The organism is Microbacterium sp. USHLN272 (genome assembly GCF_037149655.1).
GTDB lineage: Bacteria > Actinomycetota > Actinomycetes > Actinomycetales > Microbacteriaceae > Microbacterium > Microbacterium galbinum.
In genome coordinates, this window is record NZ_JBBCRA010000001.1 from 244,032 (window position 1) to 268,660 (window position 24,629).

The following is a 24,629-nucleotide window of genomic DNA, read 5'->3' on the forward strand; positions in this document are numbered from 1 at the left end:
TCGTCACTCTCCTGTCTCGGGCGGGCCCAGCTTCTCCCAGCCCTCGGTGATCACTCGACCGTACAGGAGGTCGGGATCCAGGCGGCGCAGCTCCTCGGCGAGGCATTCGCGAAGGGTGCGCCGGGGGAGGTGCAGGTCGTGGTTCGGCTGATCGGGCTGCGTGAGCTGGGCGACGCCGGGCGACGGGCGCTCGAGCAGGATGTCGCCCGACTCGCGGGTCAGCCGCACTGAACGGATGCCGTCGTGCCAGATCTCCGGCTGTTCGGAGAACCAACGGACCGGAACCTCGAGAGCGAGCTGCAGCCAGGCGGCCAGCAGCGCGGTCGACGGGGAGGCGGCGGCACCGCGGACCTCGATCGCGGTGATCGGCTCGAACGGCGGCTGATCGAGCACGGCCGCGAGCTGCTCGCGCCAGTGCGTCAGACGGGTCCACGCGAGGTCGGTGTCACCCGGGGCGTGGGTCTTGCCGAGCAGCGCGAGGCGGTCGCGCACGTCGTGCGCGGTCGCGGCATCCGTGATCCGGCGCTGGGCGATCCGGCCCAGAGGCGACGACGACGGAGAGGTCGGTGCCTCTTCCGGCCACCAGGCCACGACCGGAGCATCCGGCAGCAGCAGGCCCGTGATGAGGCTCTCCTCGTTGCTCGCGGCGTCGCCGTAAGCGTGCAGGACGACGACCTCGCTCGCTCCGGCATCCCCGCCGACGCGGATCTGGGCGTCGAGACGGGACTCGCCCTCGCCCGTGGTGAGCACGATGACGCGCATCGGGTGCTCGCGCGATGCGTCGTTGGCCGCGTCGATGGCCGCCTCGGCGACGCCGTTGCGGGCCGAGATCACGAGGGTCAGCACGCGGCCGAGGGCGACGGCGCCGCCCTCTTCGCGCACCTTCACGAGTTGCTTGGCGACCTGGCTGACGGTCGTGTCGGGAAGGTCGATGATCACGGTCGTCTCCAGACTCGTCCGTCGCGGGCCAGCAGGGCGTCGGCGGATGCCGGACCCCACGAACCGGGTGCGTACTGCTCAACCGGGCCGCCCTCGGACGCCCAGAACTTCTCGACGGGGTCGAGGATCTTCCACGAGAGTTCGACCTCCTCGTGCCGCGGGAACAGCGGCGGATCGCCCAGCAGGACGTCGAGGATGAGGCGCTCGTAGGCCTCGGGGCTGGCCTCGGTGAAGGCGTGGCCGTATCCGAAGTCCATCGTCACGTCGCGCACGTTCGACCCGCTGCCCGGCACCTTCGAGCCGAAGCGGATCGTGACGCCCTCGTCGGGCTGCACGCGGATGACCAGTGCGTTCTGACCGAGCTCCGAGGCGTTGCCGCGTCCGAACAGGTGCTGCGGAGCGCGGTTGAAGACCACGGCGATCTCGGTGACGCGGCGGCCCAGACGCTTGCCGGTGCGCAGGTAGAACGGCACACCCGACCAGCGGCGCGTGTCGATCTCGAGCTTGATCGCGGCGTACGTCTCGGTGGTCGACTCGGGGTTCATGCCCTCCTCGTCGAGGAAGCCGGTGACCTTCTCGCCGCCCTGCCATCCACCCGCGTACTGGCCGCGCGCGGTCGCCTGCGAGAGGTCGTCGGGCACGTGCACCGCCGCGAGGACCTTCTCCTTCTCGGCGCGCAGGTGCTCGGCGGAGAGGCTGATGGGCTCCTCCATCGCAGTGAGCGCGAGCAGCTGGAGCAGGTGGTTCTGGATGACGTCGCGCGCGGCGCCGATCCCGTCGTAGTACCCCGCGCGCCCGCCGACGCCGATGTCCTCGGCCATCGTGATCTGCACGTGGTCGACGTAGTTGCGGTTCCAGATCGGCTCGTAGAGCTCGTTGGCGAAGCGCAGAGCGAGGATGTTCTGCACCGTCTCCTTGCCCAGGTAGTGGTCGATGCGGAAGATCGAGTCGGCCGGGAACGCGACCTCGAGCGCGGCGTTGAGCGCACGCGCGGAGTCCAGGTCGTGCCCGAACGGCTTCTCGATCACCACGCGCCGCCAGCGCGAATCCTCGTCGGCATCCTCCCCGACCAGTCCCGAGTCCTTCAGCTGCTTCGCGACGAGCGGGAAGTCCTTCGGCGGGATCGACAGGTAGTAGGCGTGGTTGCCCATGGTGCCGCGTTCGACGTCGAGCTGGTCGACGGTGTCCTTCAGCTTCTGGAACGACTCGGGGTTGTCGAACTCGCCCGAGACGAACCGGATGCCCTGCAGCAGCTGCGCCCACGTCTCCTCACGGAACGGCGTGCGCGCGTGCTGCTTGACGGCCTCATAGACGACCTGGGCGAAGTCCTGGTCCTCCCAATCGCGTCGGGCGAACCCGACGAGTGCGAAGCCGGGCGGGAGCAGACCGCGGTTGGCGAGGTCGTAGACCGCCGGCATGAGCTTCTTGCGAGACAGATCTCCGGTGACGCCGAAGATCACCAGGGCGCTGGGCCCGGCGATCCTGTTGAGACGGCGGTCATCGGGATCGCGCAGCGGGTTGTGCCCGCGGGAGAGGGGAACAGACATCGGTGGGGGATTCTCCTGCTGACTACTTCTGTGCGGCTTCGAAGAGGGTGAGCACGTCGGCCGACGAGTCGGTGATCGTCAGGGAGACGACGGGGCGACCGTGCTCGGCCAGGACTGCGGCGTCGCCGGCAGCCTGAGCCTCGATGAGCTGGCCGAACGTGAACGGTCGCTCCGGAATCTCGAGATCGACGTCGGTGCGCTCGAGGATCTGCAGGAAGACGCCCTGGGCGGGGCCTCCCTTGTGGTACTGACCGGTGGAGTGCAGGAAACGCGGTCCCCAGCCGAACGTCGTCGGGCGACCGGAGTCGGCGGCGACGAGCTCGCGGAGACCCTGCAGCTGCGGGACCTCGAGGCGGTTGACGTAGGCCTGGATCGAGACGTAGCCGTCTTCGGCGAGCTGCGCCCACAGGGCGTCCAACACACCTTCGACGGTGCCCGAGACGGCGAGAGCCGGGTCGGACACGCGCACCTCGACGCCGTTCTCGGTGAACGCCGGAGCCGTCGGCTCCGGGCGCGCGTCGAGAAGACCGCGGGCCGCGACCTTCGCCGACTCGACGTCGGGCTGGTCGAACGGGTTGATCCGCAGCAGGTGGCCCGCGATCGCGGTGGCGTACTCCCAGACGATGAGCTGCGCGCCGAGCGAGCCGCTGACGAGGATCTCGCCCTCGTGACGCTCGTGCAGGTGGAACTCGTTGGCGTCGTCGACGAGACGGACGATCTGGAGGTCGGCGGGCTTCGAATCGAGCTCGGGGGAGACCGGCAGCAGCACAACGGGGAGGATTCCCGTGCCGTCCTTGCCCGTGGACTCGGCGATCAACTGCTCGATCCAGTCCGGCAGGCCCTTGATATGGGTGCCGTCGGTGATGAGGCCGAGCTTGTCGCGGCGGGGATTGGTCGCGGCGATGGCCGCGCCGAGGCGCAGTGCGGGGTTCTCGGCGGAGTCGACCGCGACCTCGAGCAGCGAGGCCTCGGCCTCGTTCAGGAGCTCGTCGATGTCGACGCCCGCGAGGCCGGACGGCACGAGGCCGAACGCCGTCAGCGCGGAGTAGCGTCCGCCGACGTTCGGGTCGGCGTTGAACACGCGGTAGCCGGTCTCGCGCGCCGAGACGTCGAGCGGGGAGCCCGGGTCGGTGACGACGACGATGCGCTCCAGCGGGTCGATGCCGAGGTCGCGGAAGGCGGCCTCGAACGTGCGGCGCTGGGAGTCGGTCTCGACGGTCGAGCCCGACTTCGAGGAGACGACGAGCACGGTGTCGGCGAGTCCTTCGTCGAGGGCCGCGAGCACCTGGCCCGGTGCCGTCGAGTCGAGGATCGTGAGCGGCTTGCCCGCGGTCTGAGCGATCACCTCGGGGGCGAGCGACGATCCGCCCATGCCCGCGAGGACGACGCGGTCGACGCCCTTCGAGGCGAGCTGTTCGCGGAGTGCGACGATCTCGTCGACGAGCGGACGCGAGACCGAGACGGCCTCGACCCAGCCCAGACGGATGGAGGCCTCGGCCTCGGCCGCCGGACCCCAGAGGGTCGGGTCTCCGCCGGTGATCCGCGAGGCGACCAGGTCGCGCACGAGTGCGGGGACGACCTCGTCGATCGCGACGCGAGCGTCGCCGGAGGCGTGGATGCCGAAGGTCATCGCTGTGCCTCCAGCGTCTCGGCGACCTGTGCGAGCAGGTCGTGCCAGGAGTCGATGAACTTCGCGACGCCCTCGTCCTCCAGCACCTGGGTGACGTCGACGAGGTCGATTCCGACCTCCGCCAGCGCGTCGAAGACGGCGTGCGCCTCGGCGTAACCGCCCGTGATGGTGTCTCCGGTGACGACGGCGTGGTCGAAGGTCGCCTCGAGCGTCTTCTCCGGCATCGTGTTCACGACGCCGGCCGCGACGAGCTCGGTCACGTAGAGCGTGTCGGGCAGCGAGGGGTCCTTGACGCCGGTGGAGGCCCAGAGGGGGCGCTGCAGGTTCGCGCCGGCGGCGAGGAGATCCTGCGCGCGCTTCTCGGCGAACTTCTTCTCGAACAGCTCGTAGGCCAGACGCGCGTTGGCGAGGCCGGCCTTGCTCTTGAGGGCCTTCGCCTGATCGGTGCCGATCGCGTCGAGGCGCTTGTCGGTCTCGGTGTCGACGCGCGACACGAAGAACGAGGCGACCGAGTGAATGCCGGCGAGGTCGATGTCCGCCGCCTGCGCGCGCTCGAGGCCCGCGAGGTAGGCGTCGATGACCTCTTCGTAGCGCTCGAGGCTGAAGATCAGGGTGACGTTGACGCTGATGCCCGCGGCGATCGCCTCGGTGATCGCCGGCAGGCCCGCCTTCGTCGCGGGGATCTTGACGAGGAGGTTGGGGCGGTCGATCTTGCTCCACAGCTCCTTGGCCGACGCGACGGTGCCGTCGGTGTCGTGAGCGAGGTCGGGGGAGACCTCGATCGACACGCGGCCGTCGACGTGGTTCGAGGCCTCCCACACCGGACGGAACACGTCGAGTGCGGCGGCGACGTCCTGCGTGGTGGCCGCGAACACGGCCTCCTCGGCGGAGGCGCCGGAGGCGGCGAGCTCGGTGACCTGGGCGTCGTACGACGTGTTGCTCTTGTCGGTGAGCGCGTTGGCGAAGATCGTCGGGTTCGTGGTGACACCGACGACGTTGCGCGTCTCGATCAGCTCGGCGAGGTTGCCGGAGGAGATGCGGGTGCGCGAGAGGTCGTCGAGCCAGATGCTGACGCCGGCGGCGGCGAGCTGTGCGGTGGGGGTGCTCATGCGTTCTCCTTGGTGCTGTGTGCGGCGATGGTCTCGCGAGCGGCCGCGATCACGGCCTCCGTGGTGATACCGAACTTCTGGAACAGGGTCTTGTAGTCGGCGGATGCGCCGAAGTGGTCGATGCCGACCGAGCGTCCGCGGTCGCCGACGATGCCGCGCCACGTGAGCACGGAGCCGGCCTCGACCGACACGCGCGCGGTGACGGCGGCGGGGAGCACGCTCTCGCGGTAGGCCTCGTCCTGCTCGTCGAACCACTCGAGCGAGGGGGCCGACACGACGCGCACGCCGATTCCCTCGGAGGCGAGTGCGGCGCGGGCCTCGACGGCGAGCTGCACCTCGGATCCGGTGGCGACGATGATGACGTCGGGCGTGCCGTTCGCGGCTTCCGCCAGCACGTAGGCACCGCGGGCGGTGCGGTCGGCCGAGGCGAAGATCTCGCCTTCCGCGTCACCCTCGCCGCGCTCGAACACCGGGATGTTCTGACGGGTGAGGGCGATGCCGGCCGGACCCGCCTGGCGACGCAGGATCTCGAGCCAGGCGGCCGAGGTCTCGTTCGCGTCGGCGGGGCGCACCACCGCGAGGTTCGGGATGGCGCGCAGGGTCGCGAGCTGCTCGATCGGCTGGTGCGTGGGTCCGTCCTCGCCGAGCGCGACGGAGTCGTGGGTCCAGACGAAGACGCTGGGCACGTTCATGAGCGCGGCCAGACGCACGGCGGGGCGCATGTAGTCGCTGAAGATGAGGAACGTACCGCCGAAGGCGCGCGTCTTCCCGTGCAGCACGATGCCGTTGACGATCGCGCCCATGGCGTGCTCGCGGATGCCGAAGTGCAGCACGCGGCCGTACGGGCTGCCCGACCACTCGTGGGTGGACCACTCGGCCGGGATGAACGACGGGGCGCCCTTGATCGTCGTGAGGTTCGACTCGGCGAGGTCGGCCGATCCGCCCCAGAGCTCGGGGAGCTCGGCGGCGAGGGCGTTGATGACCTGGCCGGAGGCCGCACGGGTCGAGACGTCCTTGCCGGCCTCGAAGACCGGCAGGGCGTTCTGGATGTCGGCGGGCAGTTCGCCCGCCTCGAGGCGGTCGAGGAGCTGCTTGCGCTCGGGGTTCGCCGCGGCCCAGGCGTCGAAGGACTCCTGCCACTCGGCACGGATGCCGGCGGCGCGGTCGGCGAGACCGCGGGTGTGGGCGATGACGTCGTCGGCGACGACGAACGTCTCCTCGGCGTCGAAGGCGAGGACCTTCTTGGTGGCGGCGAGCTCGTCGGCGCCGAGCGCCGAACCGTGGATCTTGCCGGAGTTCTGCTTGCCGGGCGACGGCCAGCCGATGATCGTCTTGAGGATGATGAGAGAGGGCTTGGAGGTCTCGCCCTTCGCGGCGTCGATGGCCGCGTTCAGCTCGGCGACGTCCTCGACGTACTCGCCGGTCTTCTTCCAGTCGACCGTCTGCACCTGCCAGCCGTAAGCCTCGTAGCGCTTCGCGACGTCTTCCGTGAAGGCGACGTTGGTGTCGTCCTCGATGGAGATCTGGTTCGAGTCGTAGATGGCGATGAGGTTGCCGAGCTGCTGGTGGCCTGCGAGCGAGGACGCCTCGCTCGTCACGCCTTCCTGCAGGTCGCCGTCACCGGCGATGACGTAGACGAAGTGGTCGAACGGGCTGGTGCCCGCTGCCGCCTCGGGGTCGAACAGGCCGCGCTCGTAGCGGGCGGCGTAGGCGAAGCCCACGGCTGACGCGAGGCCCTGGCCCAGGGGACCGGTGGTGATCTCGACGCCCTTGGTGTGACCGTACTCGGGGTGTCCCGGCGTGAGCGAGCCCCAGGTGCGGAGCGCCTTCAGGTCGTCGAGCTCGAGGCCGAAGCCGCCGAGGTAGAGCTGCACGTACTGCGTGAGCGAGGAGTGTCCGACCGAGAGGATGAAGCGGTCGCGACCGAGCCAATCGGTGTCGGTCGGGTCGTGCCGCAGCACGCGCTGGTAGAGGAGGTAGGCGGCAGGAGCGAGGCTCATGGCCGTGCCGGGATGCCCGTTTCCGACCTTCTCCACGGCGTCCGCCGCCAGGAGGCGAGCGGTGTCCACCGCGCGCCGATCGATCTCATCCCACTGCAATTCCGACACGTTCATGCCCTTTCCGACAGTTTCGAGGGCGCCCGTATTCCCTGCGCCTCCGCATCGTCACGGAGAGTGTGCACAGCGCCGGGCGCGAGTGTTTTCAGCATAGCGGGGTGGGTCCGACCCCAGACCCCGTCTTACGCTCCGAGTCCGCCCCGCCGCGTGCCCTAGACTGGAAGGGTTGTCATGACGCGTGTGGAGGAGGCGATCGAGATCTCGACGATGTCTGATCAGACCGTGGGGAAGCGGTCCATCGGTCGCACGGTGAAGGCGTACGTCGCCCTCACCAAGCCGCGCGTCCTCGAGCTGCTCCTCGTGTCGACCGTGCCGGTGATGTTCCTGGCGTACGGCGGCATGCCCGATCTGTGGCTGGTGCTGGCGACCGTGATCGGCGGCGCGATGAGCGCCGGCTCCGCCGCGGCGTTCAACATGTACCTCGACCGCGACATCGACGCGCACATGCACCGTACCGAGAACCGCCCGCTCGTGACGGGCGAGGTCACGCCGCGCGGCGCGCTGGTGTTCTCCTGGACCCTCGCGGTGTTCTCGACGGTCTGGCTGCTGGTCACCACGAACTGGCTCGCGGCCGCTCTCTCGGCCTTCGCGATCTTCTTCTACGTCGTGATCTACACGATGCTCCTCAAGCGCCGCACCGAGCAGAACATCGTCTGGGGCGGGATCGCCGGGTGCTTCCCGGTGCTGATCGGCTGGGCGGCCGTGACCGGATCGCTCGACTGGCCCGCGTTCATCCTGTTCCTGCTGATCTTCCTGTGGACTCCGCCGCACTACTGGCCGCTGTCGATGAAGTACCGCGATGACTACGACGACGTCGACGTGCCCATGCTCGGCGTGACGCGCAACGCCTCGCAGGTCGGACTCCAGGTCATCCTCTACGCCTGGGCGACGCTGGCCTGTTCTCTGCTGCTGGTGCCGATCGCGAACATGGGCCTCGTCTACACGGTGTCGGCCCTGGTCTTCGGAGGATGGTTCGTCTACGAGTCGCACCGCCTGTACAACCGTGCGGTGCGGGGGACCGAGGCGCGGCCGATGCGAGTCTTCCACGCCTCGATCACCTACTTGACGTTGATCTTCGTCGCGGTCGCGGTCGACCCGCTGCTGCCCTTCTGATCGTCGGTCTCGGCATCCGCCTCGACGTCGTCGTTCACCGGAGTGCCGAGGGTCCCATCCGCTGAGGTCTCTTCGTCGACGGCCGTGACCGTCGCGTCGCCCACCGGAGCGGTCGTGTCGTCGACCTCGGCCGTCCAGTCGATCGGCTCGACGACGACGGGCGTCGCCGCGGGGATCAGCGACTGCACGGCGACGAGGGCGACGGCGAGGAGGATGCCGAGCACGCCCGCGCCGAGCAGCGCGGAGCCGACGACGACCAGCGACTGACCGACGTAGACGTCGACGCCCGTCGCGGTGTTGTCGAGGAGCGTCGTGGTCATCGTCCCGATCTGCCCGGAGATGAGCCACCCACCCACCGCGGTCGAGGCGAGTGCGAGCACGAGGAGCAGCCAGAATCCGATGCTGCGTGTCAGTGACTTGTTCATGCCGACCACGATCACGGACGCGCTGATGACTCCGGTATGCGCAGCCTATGGATCGGCTGTCCGCGGACTCTGAGACGTGCGATCAGCCGGCGGAGGAGGTCCGCTCCTCGTCGGCGACCGGGCGCTTCAGCTTCAGCACGACGACGGTGTAGCTCGCTGCCGAGAGCGAGGCGAGCACCATGTGGATGCCGACCAGCAGAGGCGGGAGTCCCGCGCGCGCCTGCCAGACCCCGACGCCGACCTGGACCGCGATGGCCACGACCAGGACGACGAGCCACTTCCGCGGCGGGAGGCGCAGCGCCCACGCGGCGATCGTCAGGGCGAGCACGAGAGCGGCGAGGATGTACCCGGGCCAGGAGTGCACGTGCGCGAGCACGGTCGCGTCGAATCCGTGCCGCAGCACGTCCTGGTCGCCGGAGTGCGGGCCGGATCCGGTCGTCAGCACGCCGAACAGGATGGTGACCGCGATCGCCAGCCCGGTGACGTGGCTGAGGATCATGAACCAGGTCGGGACCGCGCGCTCGCGCGGTCCCGGAGCCGCGTAGAGGCGCACCAGGAATGCGGCCGTGACGCACACCAGGAGCAGGGATGACGTGTAGTGGAATCCGACGATGAACGGGTTCAGGCCGGTGAGCACCGTGATGCCGCCGACGAGCGCCTGCGCCATGACGCCGGCGAACACGACCCAGGCCAGGACGAGGAGATCGCGGCGCGTCGAGGTGCGACGCGCCGTGTGGATCGCGGCGGCGATCACCGCGAGGAGCAGGACCGCGGATGCCACGGGGAACGCGGGCACCGGAAGGCCGGTGAAGGTGACGAGAGCGAACGCGGCCGCGGCCGCCACGATGCCGCCCGCCGCATAGCGGAGCGCGCGGAAGACCGAGCGCGATCCGTCGGTCAGGTGCAGCACGAGCAGCACGACCACCAGCGCGATGACGCCCACGACGCCGGTCATCAGCCGGTTGCCGAACTCGATCGCGCCGTGGATGCCCTGGTCCGCCAGGATCGGCACGAGGGACTCCGGTGTGCAGAGCGGCCACTCCGAGCATCCGAGTCCGGAGCCCGTCAGGCGCACGGCCCCACCCGTCCCGATGATGATCGTCTCGGTGAGGAACGACAGCCACGCGAACACGCGGAGGACGCGTCCCCACGGCGAAGTGAATGCTGCGGGTCGCAGATCGAGCTCCGCGGCGGTGGTGCGGGCGGGCGTGGCGGTGTCGGGCATGGGGCCTCCGGCGCGCTTCGCGCAGGACGGGCGGCCCGTCCGCGAAGCGGAGCCTGTAGAATCGGATTGTTGCGATGCGCGCTCGAGGGCGCGGAAGCATCGATAACAGTTTAGGCGCGAAGGATGCGCCGGTGATGAGGGCCCACCAGCGGCACCCGCTCCCCGCAGACTCGACGGGGATCAGGTGTGTCGGGGCGGATGACACCGTTGAGGCCCAATGAGGAGAGTGTGATGTCGGATGTGCTGATCGACCGCCCGGAGCTCGATGGCCTGGGGGTGTACGAGTTCGGCTGGCACGACGCTGACGCCGCCGGCGCCGTCGCGAAACGCGGGATCTCCGAAGAGGTCGTCCGCGGTATCTCGGCGCTCAAGAGCGAACCCGAATGGATGCTGAAGACCCGACTCAAGGGCTATCAGCTGTTCGGCCGCAAGCCGATGCCGACCTGGGGCGCCGACCTCAGCGACATCGACTTCGACAACATCAAGTACTTCGTGCGCTCGACCGAGAAGCAGGCGCAGTCGTGGGAGGACCTCCCCGCCGAGATCCGCGAGACGTACGAGCGCCTCGGCATCCCGGAGGCCGAGCGCCAGCGTCTCGTCGCCGGCGTCGCCGCGCAGTACGAGTCCGAGGTCGTCTACCACCAGATCCGCGAGGACCTGGAGCAGCAGGGCGTCATCTTCATGGACACCGACACCGCTCTCCGCGAGCACCCCGAGTTCTTCGAGGAGTACTTCGGCTCGGTCATCCCCGCCGGCGACAACAAGTTCGCCGCCCTCAACACGGCCGTCTGGTCGGGCGGCTCCTTCGTCTACGTCCCCAAGGGCGTGCACGTCGAGATCCCGCTCCAGGCGTACTTCCGCATCAACACCGAGAACATGGGGCAGTTCGAGCGCACCCTGATCATCGCGGATGAGGACAGCTACGTGCACTACATCGAGGGCTGCACCGCTCCGATCTACAAGTCCGACTCGCTGCACTCGGCCGTCGTCGAGATCATCGTGAAGAAGAACGCCCGCGTCCGGTACACGACGATCCAGAACTGGTCGAACAACGTCTACAATCTCGTCACCAAGCGCGCGGTCGCGCACGAGGGAGCGACGATGGAGTGGGTCGACGGCAACATCGGCTCGAAGGTGACGATGAAGTACCCGTCGATCTACCTCATGGGCGAGCACGCCAAGGGCGAGACGCTCTCGGTCGCCTTCGCCGGCCCCGGCCAGCACCAGGATGCCGGCGCGAAGATGATCCACATGGCTCCGTACACGCAGTCGTCGATCGTTTCGAAGTCGATCGCCCGTGGGGGCGGTCGTGCGGGATATCGCGGCGAGGTCCGCGTCGATGCGAACGCCCACCACTCGGCGAACACCGTGCGATGCGACGCGCTGCTCGTCGACACCAAGTCGCGCTCCGACACCTACCCGGCGATCGACATCCGCGTCGACGACGTGCAGCTCGGTCACGAGGCCACCGTCTCCAAGGTCAGCGAGGAGCAGCTCTTCTACCTGCAGTCGCGCGGCATGCCGGAGGACGAGGCCATGGCGATGATCGTGCGCGGCTTCATCGAGCCGATCGCGCGCGAGCTGCCGATGGAGTACGCGATGGAGTTGAACAAGCTCATCGAGATGGGCATGGAAGGATCGGTCGGCTGAGATGACCTCCCAGACGACGACGCCTACGGCGTCGCATTATTCGAGCGCGCACGTCGACCCGGCGGCGCAGGTGGCGGACGCCGGCTTCGTGCCGGTGCAGACCCGCTCCGAACGTCCGCACTCCTTCGAGCCCGCCGACTTCGGCGTGCCGACGGGTCGCGAGGTGAACTGGAAGCACACCCCCGTCGCGAAGCTGACGGCGCTCTTCGAGACCGCCGCGCAGAACGACGGCGTCGCCTACGAGTTCTCCGCCGGCGAGCAGTACCTCGCGGCACCGCTCGCGATCGGCGCGGCTCCTCGCGGCGAGTTCTTCCGCGGCGAGGACATCACCGGCGCGGTTGCCTGGCAGGGTGCCACGGAGGCGATGCACATCCGCATCCCGCGTGAGGAAGAGGTCGCGGAGCCGATCCTCCTCACCATCGAGGGTCGCGGTGCCGAGAAGCGCGCCGACGCCCACATCGTGATCGAGGCTCTCGAGCACAGCTCGGCGACCGTCGTGCTGAACCACATCGGTGCCGCGCAGTACGCGCAGAACGTCGAGATCATCGCCCGCGCCGGGTCGCGTCTCACCGTGGTGACCCTCCAGCAGTGGCAGGATGCCGCGGTGCACACGTCGGCGCACCAGGCCCGTGTCGATGCGGATGCCGTGCTCAAGCACTTCGTCATCAGCTTCGGTGGCGGTGTGGTGCGCGTGAACCCCAACGTGGAGCTCGCGGGTTCAGGCTCGGAGGGCTACCTCTACGGTCTGTCGTACGCCGACGCCGGCCAGCACCTCGAGAGCCAGGTCTACCTGCACCACAAGGGCCCGCACACCAAGGGCGACGTCCTGTACAAGGGCGCGCTGCAGGGCGAGAGCGCCCACAGCGTCTGGATCGGCGATGTGCTGATCGGCCCGGATGCCACCGGCACCGACTCCTACGAGGCGAACCGCAACCTCGTGCTCACCGAGGGCGCCCGCGCCGACTCGATCCCGAACCTCGAGATCGAGACGGGCGACATCCTCGGCGCCGGACACGCGAGCGCGACGGGTCGTTTCGACGACGAGCAGCTCTTCTACCTGCAGGCTCGTGGCATCACCGAGGAAGAGGCACGCCGTCTCGTCGTGCTCGGCTTCCTCACCGACATCGTCCAGCGCCTCGGCATCCCGGCGCTCGAGTCCGAACTCCTCGCTGCGATCGAGGCGGAGCTCGCGGCGGTCTCGGCATGAGCGCTCAGCGCGTGTGCGGTGTCGCGGAGCTCGAGCAGGACATGCCGATCCGCGTCGAGCCCGATGGCGTCCCGATCACCGTGATCAAGGACGGCGAGGGCGTGATCCACGCGATCGGCGACACCTGCACCCACGGCGACATCTCCCTTTCCGAGGGCTTCGTCGAAGGTGACACGGTCGAGTGCTGGGCCCACGGCTCGGCGTTCTCCCTGCTCACCGGCAAGCCCCAGAACCTCCCTGCTTACGAGCCCGTCCCCGTCTACGTCGTCGAGATCGACGGCGACGACGTGCTCATCGACCCGACTGTGACGAAGGAAATCTGAATGTCTGTTCTCGAGATCCGCGACCTCCACGTGACGGTCGAGACCGAGGCGGGGGCCACCCCGATCCTCAACGGAATCACCCTGACCATGAACACGGGTGAGACCCACGCCATCATGGGCCCCAACGGCTCGGGCAAGTCCACGCTGGCCTACACGATCGCCGGCCACCCCAAGTACACCGTCACCGGTGGGTCGATCACCTTCGACGGTGAGGACGTGCTCGAGATGAGCGTCGACGAGCGCGCACGCGCCGGTCTGTTCCTCGCGATGCAGTACCCCGTCGAGATCCCCGGCGTGACGGTCACCAACTTCCTGCGCACCGCCAAGACCGCGCTCGACGGCGAGGCCCCCGCGATCCGCGCGTGGACCAAGGACGTCAAGGCGGCCATGGCGAACCTGCGCATGGACCCGAAGTTCGCTCAGCGCAACGTCAACGAGGGGTTCTCCGGCGGCGAGAAGAAGCGTCACGAGATCCTCCAGCTCGAGGTCCTGCAGCCGAAGTTCGCGATCCTCGACGAGACCGATTCCGGCCTCGACGTCGACGCGCTGAAGATCGTCTCCGAGGGCGTCAACCGCGCCAAGGAGGCCACCGGCCTCGGCGTGCTCCTCATCACGCACTACACGCGCATCCTCCGCTACATCCGCCCCGACTTCGTGCACGTGGTCGTCGCCGGCAAGATCGTGGAAGAGGGCGGTCCCGAGCTCGCCGACCGGCTGGAAGACGAGGGATACGACCGTTTCCTCGACCCCGCCGCTCCCATCGAGGCGTAGGCTGACCGCATGACCGCGACCGCGACGCTGACCGACGAGAAGTACGACGAGGTCACCGAGGCTCTGAAGGACGTCATGGATCCCGAGCTCGGGATCAACGTCGTCGACCTCGGACTCATCTACGACCTGGCGTGGGATGACGAGAACGACGCTCTCGTCATCCACATGACGCTGACGAGCGCCGGATGCCCGCTGACGGACGTGCTCGAGGAGCAGACCGCGCAGGCCCTGGACAAGGTCGTCGACCGCTTCCGCATCAACTGGGTATGGATGCCGCCGTGGGGTCCCGAGCGGATCACCGACGACGGCCGCGACATGATGCGAGCACTCGGCTTCGCCATCTGATGCTCGAGGTGAAGGCGCTGCCTCTCTCCGAGCTGCGCCGACGCACGAGCGAGAAGTGGCGCGAGTACCCCGAGGACGTCCTGCCGCTGTTCGTGGCGGAGACGGATTTCCCGCTCGCACCGGAGATCACGGCGTCGCTCCAGCGTGCGCTCGATCTCGGTGACACGGGGTACATCGCGTCGCGGACTCCCCTGAAGGAGGCCTACGCGGCGTTCGCCGAGCGTAGGTTCGGGTGGGCGCCCGACCCGTCGCTCATGCGCAGCACGGCGGATGTGAGCATGGGGATCGTCGAGATCCTCCGCCGGGTCACCCAACCGGGGGAGCGCGTCGTCGTCACCCCTCCGGTGTACCCGCCCTTCTACGACCTCGTGGCGGAGGCCGGCGCGGAGGTCCAGCGCGTGCCCCTGCGCGACACCGGTACGCGCTGGGAACTCGATCTCGACGGCATCCGCTCGGCTTTCGACGACGGCGCCACCGCCATCCTGCTCTGCAACCCGCACAACCCGACCGGGACGGTGCACGATCGCGACGCCCTGGCAGCCCTCGCGGATCTCGCCGCCGAGTTCGGTGCGGCAGTGGTCTCCGACGAGATCCACGCACCGCTCGCGCAGCCCGGCACGGGATTCACTCCGTTCCTCGCCGTGAACGATGTCGCCCGCCAGGTCGGCTATGCCGTGGTCAGTGCGAGCAAGGCGTTCAATCTCGCCGGCCTCAAGTGCGCGCTCATGGTGGCAGCCGATGAGACGACGTACGCCGTCCTGCGCGACCTGCCCATCGAGGTCGTCTGGCGCACGGGACAGTTCGGTCTGATCGCTGCCGTCGCCGCATTCTCGGAAGAGAGCGACCCCTGGCTCGACGGTCTGCTCCGCACGCTCGACCAGAACCGCATCCTTCTCGAGGATCTCCTCGTGCGGCATCTCCCGGGGGCGCGTTACCGCCTGCCGGATGCCGGATACCTCGCCTGGATCGACCTGCGACCCCTGGGGTGGGGCGACAACCCCTCGCGACGCATTCTGCGCGAGGCCAAGGTCGCCCTCCACAACGGTTCGGCGTTCGGCGACGAGGGCACGGGGTTCGCGCGCCTGAACTTCGGCACGAGTCCTGAGATCCTCACCGAGGCCATCGAGCGCATCGCGGCGCTCGTCGGGCGATGACGGCCCCGTCGCCCGTCGCGTCGATCTGGGACCGGAGCCGCATCTGGGTCACGACCGGCGCGATCGCGCTGATCTTCCTCGCCGCGATCGAGGCCCTCGCGGTGACGACGGTGATGCCGATCGTCAGCGAGGCCCTCGACGGCGGAGCGCTGTATGCGGTCGCCTTCTCGGGTACCCTCGCGACCGGTGTCATCGGCATGGTCGCCGCGGGCGCCTGGTCGGACGCCCGCGGGCCGCGGGGTGCGCTCTACGTCGCGGTCACGCTGTTCCTGGTGGGACTCCTGATCTCGGGCTTCGCCGTCACGATGCACCAGTTCCTCGTCGGGCGACTCGTGCAGGGGCTGGGCGCCGGTGGCCAGACCGTCGCGCTCTACGTCGTCGTCGCGCGGCTGTATCCGCCGCACCTGCACGGGCGGATCTTCGCGGCGTTCGCCGCGGCCTGGGTCGTGCCGTCGATGATCGGCCCCTTCCTCGCCGGAGCGGTGGCCGAGCACATCGATTGGCGTTGGACGTTCCTCGGGGTCGCCGTGCTCACCGGTATCGCGTTCACGGTGATCGCGGTGCGCCTGAGCGGAGTCGATCTCGGCCACGGTGAGCCGCAGGACCGGCGGACGATCGCGACCCGACTGCTGCTCGCGGTCGTCGTCGCCGTTCTCGCCGTCGTGATCGGCTTCACCGCCGACATGGTGCCGCAGGTGCGCTGGCCGGTCGCGATCGGCGCGCTGGCGGTCATCGGGATCGCCATTCTCCCGCTGCTGCCCCGAGGTGCGCTCCGGGCCGGACGCGGGCTGCCGAGCGTCGTGCTCATGCGCGGCATCGTCGCCGGTGCCTTCTTCGCCGCGGAGGCGTACATCCCGTACCTGCTCATGGAGCGCTTCGAATTCACGGCGACCTGGGCCGGCATCGCCCTCATGTTCGCCGCGCTCGCGTGGGCCGGGGCATCCGCACTGCAGGGGAAGTACGGCGAACGGCTCGGAAACCACCGCATCACCGTGATCAGCCTCTCGCTGCTGCTGGTGGCCCTGCTGTGCGTGCTCCTCGCCGCCCTGTTCGGGATCTCGCCGCTCGTGGTCGTGATCGGATGGGGCCTCGCCGGCGGCGGAATGGGCCTGCTGTACCCACGGCTGATCGTGCTCACGCTCGCGTACTCCGATGAGAGCAACCAGGGATTCAACTCCTCGGCACTCTCGATCTCGGACTCGACGGGCTCGGCGGTCACGATCGCCTTCGCCGGTCTCGCCGTCGCGACGCTCGGAGGCGGAGCGAGCACGTTCTGGGTCGTGTTCGTGTTCTGCCTCGCGCTCGTCGGGGCAGCGGCGATCCCGGGTCTCAGGCTCGGGCACGCGGCCGAACGCTCCTGAGAGCCGACCGGGGGATCCATCGGCCATGTACCGGCGCAGCCGCGAGGCGGAGAGCGACGACGAGCAGGCCGACCGCGATCATCGCCGTGACGGGTGTCGTGCCGGTCACGAGCAGCAGCACCACGCCGATCAGACCGCTCAGCACCGAGAGCGCGATGCGCCGGGTCGCGTCGGTCGGCATCGGCGGACGACGCGTCTCGATGCGTGTGAACGGGACGGCCACGAGGGCGGTGAGCGTCAGTGCCGTCGCGAGCCAGAGCGGACGATCCGCCCACCACGCGGCGCTTCCCGCCACCGGGAGCGTGCTGCCGTCGCTGATCGCGACGATCGCCGTCACGCCCGCCATGGCGAGCAGTACCGGCATGTGCCAGAGGTAGATCGTCATCGTCCGTCGGCCGATGAATCCGCTCACGGCCGCGGCAAGAGGGTGAGCGCTGAGGGCGGACAGACGGGGGCGGTTCAGCGACAGGGCGCAGGTGTGCACGATACCGACGAGGATCAGCGCGGAGGTCGGCGGGTTGATGTGCGCGATCAGGTCGGGAGAGCAGAGGCCGGTGGCGAAACCGAGAAGGAGGGTGAGCGCTGCGCCCACGCCGATGCGCACTCGGGTGCGACGGGGCAGGGAGTCGATGCTGCCGTCGGCGAGGAAGAACCCGATCTGCTGGAGCGCGAGCCAGACGAACGCCAGGTTGAGGAACCCGAGGGCATCGACACCGCTGATCCCCCTTGCCACGTCGACGGTGGCTGCGGCTGCGACCAGCCCGGCGAGGATCAGGAGCGGCCGAGTCCGGTGCAGGTGCACGAGCGCGGGCAGGAGCGCCTGGCACAGCAGGAAGACCGCGAGGAACCACAGCGGCTGCCCGTACCGGTAACCCGCGACGGCGATGAGGTCCGTGGGAACCCCGAAAAGCGTCAATGCCCACAGCGCGACGCCGATCACGGCGATCGTGACCACGGCGGGCCGCAGCAGTCGATGCACCCGCCCCGCAATGAAGCTCCGCGCGTCGCCCCCGCGGGCGAGCACCGAACGATAGGCGAGCAGTCCGGAGAACCCGCCGATGACGAAGAACAGGGGCATGACCTGCAGCGCCCAGCTGACGGGCACGATCCACCACGTGCCGGTGCTGGCGTTGTCGAAGACGGGGCGTCCGTCGATCACGGAGACGCCGACCATGATCGCGTGCAGCAGCACCACGCCGATCACGCAGAGCGAGCGGACGAGATCGATGCCGGTGTCGCGGGTGCCGCGAGCCTCGGCGCGCGGGATGTCTCGGACGGGGGGTGCCTGCACGATGGCCATGAATCCTCCTGGGGAACGGTCTTCCCGGAGGCTATGGACGCGGTGCGGCGGAGGGCATCACCCCGCGGTGCCGTTCGACCCCGTACCGAGGGGTGAGGGCGCCGCCGTCGCTGAGGGGCACGGCCAGGAGGGTGCGGTCAGGACGGTTCGACGAGACCGGTGTCGTAGGCCAGGATCACCGCGTGCACACGGTCGCGGAGCCCGAGCTTCGCGAGCACCTTGCCGACGTGCGTCTTGACCGTCTGCTCGGCGATGAAGAGTTCGGCGGCGATCTCGCCGTTGGACCGCCCGCGGCCGATCAGCACGAGCACCTCGCGCTCACGGTCGGTGAGCTCGGCGAGGGCGGAAGCCGCGCGGGGCGTACGGGGGCGACGTCCGGCGAACTGCGCGATCACCCGGCGGGTCACGCTCGGGGCGAGCAGCGCGTCGCCCCCGGCGACGACGCGCACGGCGTGAACCAGTTCCTCCGGGAGCGCATCCTTGAGCAGGAACCCGCTCGCCCCCGCCTCGAGAGCGTCGTAGACGTAGTCGTCGATGTCGAAGGTGGTGAGCATGAGGATGCGGGGCACATGCGCCGCGGGGTACGAGGAGCCGAGGATGCGGCGGGTCGCCTCGATCCCGTCGAGGTCGGGCATCCGCACGTCCATGAGGATCACGTCGGGGTCGAGCCGTGCGGCGAGCGACACGGCTTCGGTTCCCGTGGAAGCCTGTCCGGTGACACGGATGCCGTCGTGCGCGTCGAGGAGCGCGGCGAAGCCTGCGCGCACCATGGCCTGATCGTCGGCGATGAGGACGCTGATGGTCACGGGTTCTCCTTCGGAGGGGCGGATGCCGGGGACGGCGAATCGTCGCGCCCTCCGGCCAGGGGAAGGGCGGCCTCGACGAGCCAGGCGCCGTCGGGAGCGGGGCCCGCCGAGAGACTGCCGCCGAGCACCTCGGCGCGCTCGCGCATTCCACGCAGGCCGTGCCCGGCGCCGCGATCCTGCGCCTCCGCAGGGGCGGCGTTGCGCACGCGGATGCGGAGAGTGCCGGCATCCGCCTGCAGCTGAACGGTCACCGCGTTGCCGGACGCATGCCGTACCGCGTTGCTGAGGCTCTCCTGCACGATCCGGTAGGCCGCGATCTGGACGGCCGGGGGAGCGGATGTCGCGGCATCCATTCCCACGAGCGAGAGACCGGCGTCGACGCCGGCGCGGCGGATGGTGTCGACCAGCGCGGGGATGTCGTCGATGCCGTTCTGCGGAGCGAGTTCCACGGCCTGATCCTCGGTGCGCAGCACCCCGAGCATCCGTCGCATCTCGCTCAGCGACGTGCGCGCGGTCGCGGCGATGTCGTCGAACTCGGCCGCGGCGGTGTCGTCGATCGATGGCAGGCGGTATCGCGCCGTCGACGCCTGCACCTGGATGACCGACATGCTGTGCGCGATGACGTCGTGGAGTTCGCGGGCGATCCGGGTGCGTTCCTCGATCAGGGCGCGCCGCGACTCCTCGAGGGCGGAATGCTCGCGCTCGCGCGTGAGCTCGACGCCGATGCGCAGGCGGCTGGCGATCAGCAGCGCGAGGAGGAAAGCGGCCGCGGCGACGGACGCGGTGACGATGAGATCGGCCGTCGCGGTCGCCGCGACGTTCGCCGTCTCGATGATGTCGGGGCGCAGCAGCGGGGCGGTGAGCGATGCGACGAGCGCGAGCACGAGGAGGAGCAGTCCCGGCCGCACCCCGTGGATACCGGTGACGAGCCCGACGAGGCCGACGAACGCGAGCGTGGCGGGGACCGACCAGGGCCAAGGCGCGGTCGCAGCGAGGGCAGTGTCGGTGACGAGCGGGACGATGAGGACCGCCGTGCAGAACACCACGATCGCCGTGCGCGGGCGGGCGATCGAGAGGGGGAGGGCGCCGCAGACCGCAGCGCCGAGCAGGAACGCCAGTGCGACCGGGGTTCCGTAGAGGGCGGCGTGGACCGGGACGAACACCGAGTAGAGGCCGACGGTCACCGTCCAGAGCCCGACGAACGCGATCGTCCGCCGGGAGTGACGGGGAGCACGCCGGACACGGGTCATGATCTTCATCCTGCCAGGTGGGCGGGCGCGCTCCGGCGGCGTCGGACGGCAGACACGCGGTCGATCACGATGCCGATCAGCAGGGCGATGACGATGCCGACGCCGGCGCTCAGGAGCGGCTGATCCTTGATCCAGCTGCCGGCGAGCAGACCGATCGCGAGACTGAGCGCACTCCAGCTCGCGCCCGCGACGAGGCTGAGCGGCAGGAACCGGCGCCAGGGGAAGCGCAGGGCCCCGGCCGTCATGTTCACCGCCACACGACCGACCGGGATGTAGCGGGCGCCGAGGATCAGCGCGGCGCTGCGGGTCTCCAGCGCGCGCTCGGCATGGGCGAACGCGGCGCGGACGCGCGGCCGTCGCATCCAGCCCGCGCGGGACGTACCGAGACGCCGACCGATGAGGAACGCGATGTTGTCGCCCAGTGCGGCGCCGAGCGCAGCCACGACGCCGAGGAGGAGCAGATTCGTGCCTCCGCCCGAGACCGACGCGGCCGCGGCGGCGACGAGCACCGTCTCGCTCGGCACGGGAGGGAAGAAGCCGTCGATCACCGTGACGGCGAAGAGCACGAGCACGAGCCACGGCGAGGCCACGGCCTGGAGAATGAGGTCATTGATCACGTCCACCCTCGAACGTTACGAACCGGGTGGCAGGACGGTCATCCCTCTGCGGTATCGACCGCGTCACACCGGGGAGTGATCTTCCTGGGATGGCCGTCCCGTCGGGACGCTTATACTGGGAGGCTGGCCGCTCGGCCACCTTCCTCCCGAACGAACGGACATCCCGCTGTGCTTGCCGTGCACGAACTCGAGATCCGCGTGGGCGCTCGCCTCCTGATGGAGAACGTGTCGTTCCGCGTGGGCGACGGTGACAAGATCGGTCTCGTCGGCCGCAACGGAGCGGGCAAGACCACCCTCACCAAGGTGCTCGCCGGCGACGTCCTGCCCTCCGGCGGCAGCGTGACGCGTTCGGGGGAGCTCGGCTATCTGCCGCAGGACCCGCGCTCGGGCAACCCGGAGGACCTGGCGCGCACGCGCATCCTCGACGCCCGTGGTCTCGGCCAGCTCAATCTCGGCATGACCGAGGCGTCGCTCGCGATGGGATCGGACGACCCCGCCGTCGCTGCGAAGGCCATGAAGCGCTACGCGGCGCTGACCGAGCAGTTCGAGGCGCAGGGCGGCTACGCCGCCGAGGCGCAGGCGGCATCCATCGCCCACAACCTCTCGCTTCCCGACCGCATCCTCGACCAGCCGCTGTCGACGCTGTCGGGTGGTCAGCGTCGTCGCATCGAGCTCGCCCGCATCCTCTTCTCGGATGCCGAGACGATGATCCTCGACGAGCCGACCAACCACCTCGACGCCGACAGCGTGGTGTGGCTGCGCGAGTTCCTCAAGACGTACAAGGGCGGGCTGATCGTGATCAGCCACGACGTCGAACTGGTCGGCGAGACCGTCAACCGCGTGTTCTACCTCGATGCCAACCGCCAGGTCATCGACACGTACAACATGAACTGGAAGAACTACCTGCGTCAGCGCGTGGCCGACGAGGAGCGCCGCAAGAAGGAGCGCGCCAACGCCGAGAAGAAGGCGACGACGCTGCAGCTGCAGGCCGCGCGGTTCGGGGCGAAGGCGTCGAAGGCCGCGGCCGCGCACCAGATGGTCGCGCGCGCCGAGAAGCTCCTCGCCGGGCTCGACGACGTGCGGCAGCAGGATCGGGTCGCGAAGCTGCGCTTCCCGAAGCCCGCGCCCTGCGGCAAGACGCCTCTCATGGCGTCGGGGCTGTCGAAGTCGTACGGTTCGCTCGAGATCTTCACCGATGTCGACCTGGCGATCGATCGCGGTTCGAAGGTCGTCGTGCTGGGTCTGAACGGTGCCGGCAAGACGACGCTCCTGCGAATGCTCGCGGGCGTCGATCAGCCCGACACGGGACAGCTCGAGCCCGGCCACGGCCTCAAGGTCGGGTACTACGCGCAGGAGCACGAGAACCTCGACGTGAATCGTTCGGTGCTCGAGAACATGGTCTCGGCCGCCCCGCACATCACCGAGACGGAAGCGCGCCGCGTGCTCGGCTCCTTCCTGTTCACGGGGGACGACGTGCTGAAGCCGGCGGGTGTGCTCTCCGGCGGGGAGAAGACCCGTCTCTCGCTCGCGACCCTCGTCGTGTCGTCGGCGAACCTGCTGCTTCTCGACGAGCCCACGAACAACCTCGACCCCGCGTCGCGCGAGGAGATCCTCGACGCCCTCGCGCACTACGAGGGGGCCGTCGTGCTGGTCTCGCACGACCCGGGCGCCGTGCAGTCGCTGAATCCCGAGCGCGTGCTCATCCTCCCTGACGGCGTGGAGGACATCTGGAACCAGGAGTACCAGGACCTGATCGAGCTCGCCTGACACGAGCGAGAGGGATCGGTGGCATAGTCGAGAGCATGCCGACCCCGCCGAGCACGATCTCCTCCTGGTTGCGGGCGCAACCCACTCTGATCGGCGACGCACCGATCTGGGACGCGACGCTGCTGCCGGATTCTCCGCTCGAGCTGTTCCGCGACTGGATCGGCGCGGCCGTGGATGCCGGAGTGCCCGAGCCCCACGTGGCGACGCTGGCGACGGTCGGCGCCGACGGCATCCCGGACGCGCGGGCGCTGATCCTCAAGGACGTCGACGAACGGGGTTGGGCGTTCGCCGGTCCTCGAGCGTCGCGCAAGGGCGATCAGCTGTCGGCGCATCCTGCTGCCGCGCTCAATTTCTGGTGGCAGCCCCTGGTGCGTGCGGTCCGCGTGCGCGGGCGGGTCGTCGAAGCCGCGAGGGAGGAGAGCGCCGCCGACCTCTCCGCGCGCTCGCCCGCCGCCCGCGCGGGAATCGAGCCGGGTGGCTGGGTGCTGTGGCGCCTCGTGCCCGAACGCATCGAGTTCTGGCAGGGCTCGCAGGATCGTCGGCACACCCGCGTCGTCTACGAGCGCGACGGCCTCGCATGGGGACGAACTGATGCCGGGGCGGCGGGGATCTGACCTCAGCGGGCGTCGAGAAGTTCGTCCTCGACGTCGGCGTCCTCGTCACGGCGACGCTTCTCCTTGACGGGGGCCGGTCGGCCCTCGACCTCCTCGCGGTGCTTCACGATCTCGGTGCGGATGATGTAGCCGATGAAGATGAAACCCATGATCGCGAAGAGGATCCACTGGATCGCGTACGACAGGTGGGGCCCAGGATCGTCGGTGGGCGACGTGAAGCCTCCGAGCGGCGTACCCGCGGGATCCTCGCTGATCAGCTGTCCGTAGGCGGCGGTGATGACATCGCCCTCCACGAGGCCGGCGATCGTCGGCAGGTTGATGGTCGGCACCTGCCCTTCGGGGGCACCGCGCCCGGAGGCCGGGACCTGCTCGCTCGGGCGGAGTCGCGCGACGACCTCGACGGTGCCGCTCGGAGCCTCGGGAACCGCATCCGGGGTGTCGCCGTCGCCCGGGGGAGCCCAGCCGCGGTCGACGATGAACACGCGACCGTCGACGTCACGGAACGGCACGAGGACCTCGAAGGCGCTGGTGCCGCCGTGCGGCCGGTTGCGCACGAGCAGTTGCTGGTCGGAGAGGTACTCGCCGCGGAGCAGCACCGGATGCCACTCATCGCCGGGCTGGAGGAGGTCGTCGTCGCCGATCAGGTCTCCGAGCGGGACCGGGTCGGCATCGTAGTTCTGCTCGACCAGTTCGATCTGCTCGGCGCGGGACTCGTTCCTCTCGAACTGCCAGTTGGAGAGGAACGCGCAGGCGACCGCGAAGCCGATCGCGATGAGGACGTAGACCATCCAACGGGTCAGGCGCTTGCTCACGCGGGTACTCCGTTTCGGACGGTCACCGGGAAGTCGCGGGCCGCCAGGTAGTCGTGCAGGTAGTCCACGTGCTCGTCGCACGCCAGCCAGATCTTCTCGCGGTCCGCAGCGTGGATGCGGGGATTGCGCCAGACGACCTGCTTCGTCGCCGCGCTCCGGCAGCCGGCGCGCGAGCAGATGAGATCGGTCACGTGCGATCCTGCGGCTTCTCGTGGATCGTGATGATGCCGGGAGCTTCCTCGATCGGCTCCGGGACGACCGCCGGTGTCGCCTCGATCTCCTGCCGAGGGGACTCCGCCCCCGATTCGGTGCTGTCGCTGCCGGCGTTCGCGAAGACCACGGCGATGTACGGGAGCACCGCGGCCGCGGCGGCGAAGACCCATGTGTACCAGCCGTAAGGCTGCACGAAGACCATGAGGCCGAAGCACACGATGCGGATCGTCATCGTGATCGCATAGCGGCGCACGCGGTGATCGGACTCAGCTGCCGGCGACTGCGGCAGAGAGGTCACGGCGGGGACGGTGTGCTTGCGATTCACGATGCCTCC

The 24,629-nt window shown here is 69.3% G+C and carries 24 protein-coding genes; 10 read left to right on the top strand and 14 right to left on the bottom strand.

Annotation, left to right across the window (positions count from 1 at the left end; translation table 11 throughout):
* Window positions 1-3: 3 nt before the first annotated feature.
* Genes WFJ97_RS01210 through tkt form a run of 5 tightly spaced genes read right to left on the bottom strand, consistent with a single transcriptional unit; the run spans window position 4 to window position 7,333 of the window.
* Window positions 4-939: a glucose-6-phosphate dehydrogenase assembly protein OpcA gene (locus tag WFJ97_RS01210; protein ID WP_247622251.1), complete on the bottom strand. Its 936-nt coding sequence runs from the start codon at window positions 937-939 to the stop codon at window positions 4-6.
* Window positions 936-2,486: a glucose-6-phosphate dehydrogenase gene (gene zwf / locus WFJ97_RS01215; RefSeq protein WP_247622252.1), complete on the bottom strand. Its 1,551-nt coding sequence runs from the start codon at window positions 2,484-2,486 to the stop codon at window positions 936-938. Before zwf ends, WFJ97_RS01210 begins: the two co-directional genes overlap by 4 nt.
* Before the next feature lie 22 nt (window positions 2,487-2,508).
* Window positions 2,509-4,116, bottom strand: coding sequence for a glucose-6-phosphate isomerase (locus WFJ97_RS01220; RefSeq protein ID WP_336640209.1), 1,608 nt, complete (start codon window positions 4,114-4,116; stop codon window positions 2,509-2,511).
* The gene (tal, locus tag WFJ97_RS01225) at window positions 4,113-5,225 is read right to left on the bottom strand and encodes a transaldolase (protein WP_247622254.1); all 1,113 of its coding nucleotides are present in this window, start codon (window positions 5,223-5,225) and stop codon (window positions 4,113-4,115) included. Before tal ends, WFJ97_RS01220 begins: the two co-directional genes overlap by 4 nt.
* A complete protein-coding gene (gene tkt / locus WFJ97_RS01230) occupies window positions 5,222-7,333 on the bottom strand; it encodes a transketolase (protein ID WP_336641839.1) in 2,112 nt (703 codons plus the stop codon). The genes tal and tkt overlap by 4 nt, the downstream gene beginning before the upstream one ends.
* A gap of 216 nt (window positions 7,334-7,549) precedes the next feature.
* On the opposite strand from tkt, the gene WFJ97_RS01235 reads away from it, so the two are divergent.
* The gene (locus WFJ97_RS01235; RefSeq protein ID WP_442928422.1) at window positions 7,550-8,455 is read left to right on the top strand and encodes a heme o synthase; all 906 of its coding nucleotides are present in this window, start codon (window positions 7,550-7,552) and stop codon (window positions 8,453-8,455) included.
* On the opposite strand, the gene WFJ97_RS01240 is transcribed toward WFJ97_RS01235, so the two are convergent.
* Together WFJ97_RS01240 and WFJ97_RS01245 are read right to left on the bottom strand one after the other, a co-directional pair.
* Window positions 8,401-8,880: a hypothetical protein gene (locus WFJ97_RS01240; protein ID WP_336640210.1), complete on the bottom strand. Its 480-nt coding sequence runs from the start codon at window positions 8,878-8,880 to the stop codon at window positions 8,401-8,403. The genes WFJ97_RS01235 and WFJ97_RS01240 overlap by 55 nt on opposite strands.
* An 82-nt stretch (window positions 8,881-8,962) precedes the next feature.
* Window positions 8,963-10,105: a COX15/CtaA family protein gene (locus tag WFJ97_RS01245; RefSeq protein WP_336640211.1), complete on the bottom strand. Its 1,143-nt coding sequence runs from the start codon at window positions 10,103-10,105 to the stop codon at window positions 8,963-8,965.
* Window positions 10,106-10,336: 231 nt separating this feature from the next.
* On the opposite strand from WFJ97_RS01245, the gene sufB reads away from it, so the two are divergent.
* From sufB to WFJ97_RS01280, 7 genes are read left to right on the top strand one after another with little or no spacing between them, the layout of a single operon-like run.
* Window positions 10,337-11,755 carry a Fe-S cluster assembly protein SufB gene (gene sufB / locus WFJ97_RS01250; protein WP_247622257.1) on the top strand — a complete coding sequence of 473 codons (1,419 nt, stop codon included), beginning with the start codon at window positions 10,337-10,339 and terminating at the stop codon, window positions 11,753-11,755.
* Window position 11,756: 1 nt separating this feature from the next.
* Window positions 11,757-12,962, top strand: a complete 1,206-nt coding sequence (gene sufD / locus WFJ97_RS01255; protein WP_336640212.1) for a Fe-S cluster assembly protein SufD — start codon at window positions 11,757-11,759, stop codon at window positions 12,960-12,962.
* Window positions 12,959-13,285, top strand: a complete 327-nt coding sequence (locus WFJ97_RS01260) for a non-heme iron oxygenase ferredoxin subunit (RefSeq protein ID WP_247622259.1) — start codon at window positions 12,959-12,961, stop codon at window positions 13,283-13,285. Before sufD ends, WFJ97_RS01260 begins: the two co-directional genes overlap by 4 nt.
* A complete protein-coding gene (gene sufC, locus WFJ97_RS01265) occupies window positions 13,286-14,056 on the top strand; it encodes a Fe-S cluster assembly ATPase SufC (protein ID WP_247622260.1) in 771 nt (256 codons plus the stop codon).
* A 9-nt stretch (window positions 14,057-14,065) separates the two neighbouring features.
* Window positions 14,066-14,401: a metal-sulfur cluster assembly factor gene (locus tag WFJ97_RS01270; protein WP_247622261.1), complete on the top strand. Its 336-nt coding sequence runs from the start codon at window positions 14,066-14,068 to the stop codon at window positions 14,399-14,401.
* The gene (locus tag WFJ97_RS01275; RefSeq protein ID WP_336640213.1) at window positions 14,401-15,555 is read left to right on the top strand and encodes a MalY/PatB family protein; all 1,155 of its coding nucleotides are present in this window, start codon (window positions 14,401-14,403) and stop codon (window positions 15,553-15,555) included. Before WFJ97_RS01270 ends, WFJ97_RS01275 begins: the two co-directional genes overlap by 1 nt.
* Window positions 15,552-16,916 carry an MFS transporter gene (locus WFJ97_RS01280; protein WP_336640214.1) on the top strand — a complete coding sequence of 455 codons (1,365 nt, stop codon included), beginning with the start codon at window positions 15,552-15,554 and terminating at the stop codon, window positions 16,914-16,916. Before WFJ97_RS01275 ends, WFJ97_RS01280 begins: the two co-directional genes overlap by 4 nt.
* On the opposite strand, the gene WFJ97_RS01285 is transcribed toward WFJ97_RS01280, so the two are convergent.
* From WFJ97_RS01285 to WFJ97_RS01300, 4 genes are all read right to left on the bottom strand, one after another.
* On the bottom strand, window positions 16,885-18,216 hold the full coding sequence (locus WFJ97_RS01285; RefSeq protein ID WP_336640215.1) for an acyltransferase family protein: 1,332 nt from the start codon (window positions 18,214-18,216) through the stop codon (window positions 16,885-16,887). The two genes, WFJ97_RS01280 and WFJ97_RS01285, sit on opposite strands and share 32 nt — an antisense overlap.
* Before the next feature lie 137 nt (window positions 18,217-18,353).
* Complete coding sequence (locus tag WFJ97_RS01290; protein WP_247956305.1) at window positions 18,354-19,022, bottom strand: response regulator; 669 nt, start codon at window positions 19,020-19,022, stop codon at window positions 18,354-18,356.
* Window positions 19,019-20,272 carry a sensor histidine kinase gene (locus tag WFJ97_RS01295; protein ID WP_336640216.1) on the bottom strand — a complete coding sequence of 418 codons (1,254 nt, stop codon included), beginning with the start codon at window positions 20,270-20,272 and terminating at the stop codon, window positions 19,019-19,021. The genes WFJ97_RS01290 and WFJ97_RS01295 overlap by 4 nt, the downstream gene beginning before the upstream one ends.
* Before the next feature lie 5 nt (window positions 20,273-20,277).
* Complete coding sequence (locus tag WFJ97_RS01300; protein ID WP_336640217.1) at window positions 20,278-20,895, bottom strand: DedA family protein; 618 nt, start codon at window positions 20,893-20,895, stop codon at window positions 20,278-20,280.
* A 162-nt stretch (window positions 20,896-21,057) separates the two neighbouring features.
* Between WFJ97_RS01300 and WFJ97_RS01305 the strand changes: the two genes are divergently transcribed.
* Both WFJ97_RS01305 and WFJ97_RS01310 read left to right on the top strand, forming a co-directional pair.
* Window positions 21,058-22,656: an ABC-F family ATP-binding cassette domain-containing protein gene (locus tag WFJ97_RS01305; protein WP_247622268.1), complete on the top strand. Its 1,599-nt coding sequence runs from the start codon at window positions 21,058-21,060 to the stop codon at window positions 22,654-22,656.
* Between the two features lie 35 nt (window positions 22,657-22,691).
* A complete protein-coding gene (locus WFJ97_RS01310; RefSeq protein ID WP_336640218.1) occupies window positions 22,692-23,270 on the top strand; it encodes a pyridoxine/pyridoxamine 5'-phosphate oxidase in 579 nt (192 codons plus the stop codon).
* Between the two features lie 2 nt (window positions 23,271-23,272).
* Here the strand turns inward: WFJ97_RS01310 and WFJ97_RS01315 are convergent, their stop codons facing one another.
* The 3 genes from WFJ97_RS01315 to WFJ97_RS01325 are packed head-to-tail and all read right to left on the bottom strand — an operon-like array spanning window position 23,273 to window position 24,620.
* Entirely contained in the window at window positions 23,273-24,082 is an 810-nt protein-coding gene (locus tag WFJ97_RS01315; RefSeq protein ID WP_336640219.1) for an SURF1 family cytochrome oxidase biogenesis protein, read from the bottom strand.
* Complete coding sequence (locus WFJ97_RS01320; RefSeq protein ID WP_247632074.1) at window positions 24,079-24,273, bottom strand: hypothetical protein; 195 nt, start codon at window positions 24,271-24,273, stop codon at window positions 24,079-24,081. The genes WFJ97_RS01315 and WFJ97_RS01320 overlap by 4 nt, the downstream gene beginning before the upstream one ends.
* A complete protein-coding gene (locus tag WFJ97_RS01325; protein WP_336640220.1) occupies window positions 24,270-24,620 on the bottom strand; it encodes a DUF3099 domain-containing protein in 351 nt (116 codons plus the stop codon). Before WFJ97_RS01325 ends, WFJ97_RS01320 begins: the two co-directional genes overlap by 4 nt.
* Window positions 24,621-24,629: the final 9 nt, after the last annotated feature.

Coding starts and splice junctions, on each gene's coding strand:
- WFJ97_RS01245 (WP_336640211.1), bottom strand. CDS start 10,105: ATGCCCGACACCGCCACGCCCGCCCGCACCACCGCCGCGGAGCTCGAT.
- WFJ97_RS01220 (WP_336640209.1), bottom strand. CDS start 4,116: ATGACCTTCGGCATCCACGCCTCCGGCGACGCTCGCGTCGCGATCGAC.
- sufB (WP_247622257.1), top strand. CDS start 10,337: ATGTCGGATGTGCTGATCGACCGCCCGGAGCTCGATGGCCTGGGGGTG.
- WFJ97_RS01295 (WP_336640216.1), bottom strand. CDS start 20,272: ATGACCCGTGTCCGGCGTGCTCCCCGTCACTCCCGGCGGACGATCGCG.
- WFJ97_RS01280 (WP_336640214.1), top strand. CDS start 15,552: ATGACGGCCCCGTCGCCCGTCGCGTCGATCTGGGACCGGAGCCGCATC.
- WFJ97_RS01285 (WP_336640215.1), bottom strand. CDS start 18,216: ATGGCCATCGTGCAGGCACCCCCCGTCCGAGACATCCCGCGCGCCGAG.
- WFJ97_RS01310 (WP_336640218.1), top strand. CDS start 22,692: ATGCCGACCCCGCCGAGCACGATCTCCTCCTGGTTGCGGGCGCAACCC.
- sufD (WP_336640212.1), top strand. CDS start 11,757: ATGACCTCCCAGACGACGACGCCTACGGCGTCGCATTATTCGAGCGCG.
- WFJ97_RS01270 (WP_247622261.1), top strand. CDS start 14,066: ATGACCGCGACCGCGACGCTGACCGACGAGAAGTACGACGAGGTCACC.
- WFJ97_RS01240 (WP_336640210.1), bottom strand. CDS start 8,880: ATGAACAAGTCACTGACACGCAGCATCGGATTCTGGCTGCTCCTCGTG.
- zwf (WP_247622252.1), bottom strand. CDS start 2,486: ATGTCTGTTCCCCTCTCCCGCGGGCACAACCCGCTGCGCGATCCCGAT.
- WFJ97_RS01275 (WP_336640213.1), top strand. CDS start 14,401: ATGCTCGAGGTGAAGGCGCTGCCTCTCTCCGAGCTGCGCCGACGCACG.
- WFJ97_RS01235 (WP_442928422.1), top strand. CDS start 7,550: ATGTCTGATCAGACCGTGGGGAAGCGGTCCATCGGTCGCACGGTGAAG.
- tal (WP_247622254.1), bottom strand. CDS start 5,225: ATGAGCACCCCCACCGCACAGCTCGCCGCCGCCGGCGTCAGCATCTGG.
- WFJ97_RS01260 (WP_247622259.1), top strand. CDS start 12,959: ATGAGCGCTCAGCGCGTGTGCGGTGTCGCGGAGCTCGAGCAGGACATG.
- sufC (WP_247622260.1), top strand. CDS start 13,286: ATGTCTGTTCTCGAGATCCGCGACCTCCACGTGACGGTCGAGACCGAG.